General features: G+C 61.5%; 3 protein-coding genes. All 3 read right to left on the reverse strand.

The window, feature by feature from the left end:
- The coding region (locus Q0H50_RS09225; protein WP_294421667.1) for a phage holin at positions 1–209 on the reverse strand (209 nt) is incomplete at its 3' end.
- Positions 210–254: 45 nt separating this feature from the next.
- On the reverse strand, positions 255–584 hold the full coding sequence (locus Q0H50_RS09230; protein WP_294421668.1) for a hypothetical protein: 330 nt from the start codon (positions 582–584) through the stop codon (positions 255–257).
- Between the two features lie 12 nt (positions 585–596).
- Positions 597–2,285, reverse strand: a complete 1,689-nt coding sequence (locus Q0H50_RS09235; RefSeq protein ID WP_294421669.1) for a hypothetical protein — start codon at positions 2,283–2,285, stop codon at positions 597–599.
- Positions 2,286–2,453: the final 168 nt, after the last annotated feature.

Genomic DNA, 2,453 nt, shown 5'->3' on the forward strand with positions numbered 1-2,453 from the left:
TCGTTCTTCGCCTCCTTGTGATACTGCGCCGTGCTGATACCCAGCAGGGCGCCGAGGAACACGGTGACGCAGGAGATCGTCCCCGCCACCTGCTCCACCAGCGGGAAATTCCAGATGCCGCCCAGCCCCACATACAGGGCGCTCAGTGCGGGCAGCACGATCATGACCATCCATTTCAAGATGTCGTATACCTTGTTGCTCAGCTTCATAACAAATTCCTTTCCGGCGCGTCTGCGCCTGTTCCATTTTATGCCTCACCGTATGGGCAGCTTCCGCACTTCCTCCATGACGCGCCGCGCGCTGCCGTTGCCGCCCATCTCCTCATACGGCTCGTAGAGGTACACCTGCAAATTCTCGTACTCGTCCTGCGTGACGTAGCCCCTCTCGATGTACACCATGCCAAGGTGGATGATGCGGTCGTGGGCCAGTCCCACCAGCATCTTCCGCTCCGACTCGTCCGCCTTGCTGCGCTTGGCCGTCAGCTCCATACGCTTGAGGATCACCTTGCTCACCACGCCCCACAGGGCGGTGGAGGTCAGCAGCGCCACAAGGAGCGGCACCACCACCTGCGTCCACACTTCCATCAGGTCACCTCCTTATGCGCCGGACAACTCCGCCGACAGCTTCAGCGTCGCTGAACACACCGCGCCCGCGCCCGCGATAGCCGCGTCGGTGGTGTAGTCCTTTACGCTGTTCTTTGCCGTCCATATCGTGACGGCATTGAGATGCTGCGCCCACACCCCGTAGCCCGGTGCATCGATCAGCTTTGCACGCCCGGCTGTCGTATAGATGTCTGACGCTGTTACATCCGCAACAGTGACGCCGCTGCGCATCGGCTCTATGAGCGGAACGGTAAAGTACAAACGTCCCGTTGCGCCGACCTCACCCGCAAAAATAGGGAAATTCTCCCCTTGGATGGATTGGTAATACCGCAAGCAGCGCCGGTACTGCTCGCTGTAATCCGGGATCTCGTTGAGCACCCACACGCCGTTCTCCTGATGGACCAGCGTCTGCTGGGTACCAAGCTCCAGCTTGATGGCCTTGATGTCATACGTTGTACCGGCAGCTGTCCCGCGAAAGCGCGGACTCTGGAGAACCGCTCCGATCCCGCTCGGAATGGTAAGCGGCAGCGTGACCAGCTCCCAGTCGCCCGTACCCGTAAGCGTGACGGTTTCAGAGTAGTCCGCGGCATCCGTACCATCCTTGCCAAATCTGCATTGAAGTCCTGCGTTCGCCGTTGCGCAGCGCATCAGCGCCGAGAGCGTCAGCACTGTACCGGGTGGGTAGGGAAACTCCTGAATCTGATCTACCGCCGCGCCGGCCGTCCGCGTTGTTACCGTGAGGTAACCATCATTGACGACCAGACTTGTGTTGCCGCTGCTGGGGAGCCACCGGTCGACGGCATACGCGCCGCCGGGGTAGCTGGTCTGTCCCCGCTGATTCACGGGATTGCCAAAGTACCAGTTGTCCAGCAGGTTCGGGTTGCAGGGAAACGCCTTGGTAGCGATGACGCTGCCGCTGATGGAGATGTTCTCCCCGGCGGTGTATTCCGGTCCCGGCTCTCCCTGCGGGCCTGCCGGTCCAACCGGACCCTGCGGCCCCTCCGGGCCTTGGATGCCCTGCTTTCCCTGCGGACCCTGCACACCCTGCGGTCCCTCCGGCCCGCGTTCACCCTTCACGCCTTGTATGCCCTGCTCGCCCTGTGGGCCTTGCTCTCCCTGCGGACCGGGAGCACCTGCCGCACCGGTATCGCCCTTATCCCCCTTGGGGCCGGTATCCCCTTTATCTCCCTTCGGTCCGCCGATTCCTACCGGCAGGTTGCTGTCGTGATACACACCCTCCTCTGCGTCCCACAGCAGCCAATACCCATTACTCCCCGGCTTCGGCGGATGTGCCGCCAGCTCCTTGAGCCGCGCCTCCAGCTGGCGAAACGCCGCCGGGATCTCCGGCCACGCCGTATCCCCCGACAGGCTCTCCGGCACCAGCACCTCCGCCACTGTGCTGTGCCGCTGGGTGGTACCGTCAGCTTGCAGCGTCCCCCTGAGCTGTAAGGCGTAAGTCCCCCACTTCGGCAGATTCTCCCGCTTCAGCAGCACACCTACGCCATCGGGCTGTTTCTCCAGCGTCAGGATGTCCATGCCGCCCTCCGGCTCCCGCATCAGCAGCTCCCAATTGTACCCCGTCGGCATTTCCCCCACGATCTCCAGCCGCACGCTGTCATTGTCGAACTGCATCGCCACCGGCGAGCCGTCCCATTCCAGCCGCCAGTCCTTGAATTGGATCATATACCTTTCCCTCCCTCGATCAATGTCACCTCTCCCCCCGAACCACCCTTCCGGTTGCACTTTTCGGTGCGGGAACGGGAAATAACGCGCGCCGCGCTTTTTTACCTCTCTGAAAATATGTAAACATCTTCATGTTCTCCTGCATTATTCCATCTTTTTTTGTGCTTT

Source organism: uncultured Senegalimassilia sp. (assembly GCF_934632265.1).
Lineage (GTDB): Bacteria > Actinomycetota > Coriobacteriia > Coriobacteriales > Eggerthellaceae > Senegalimassilia.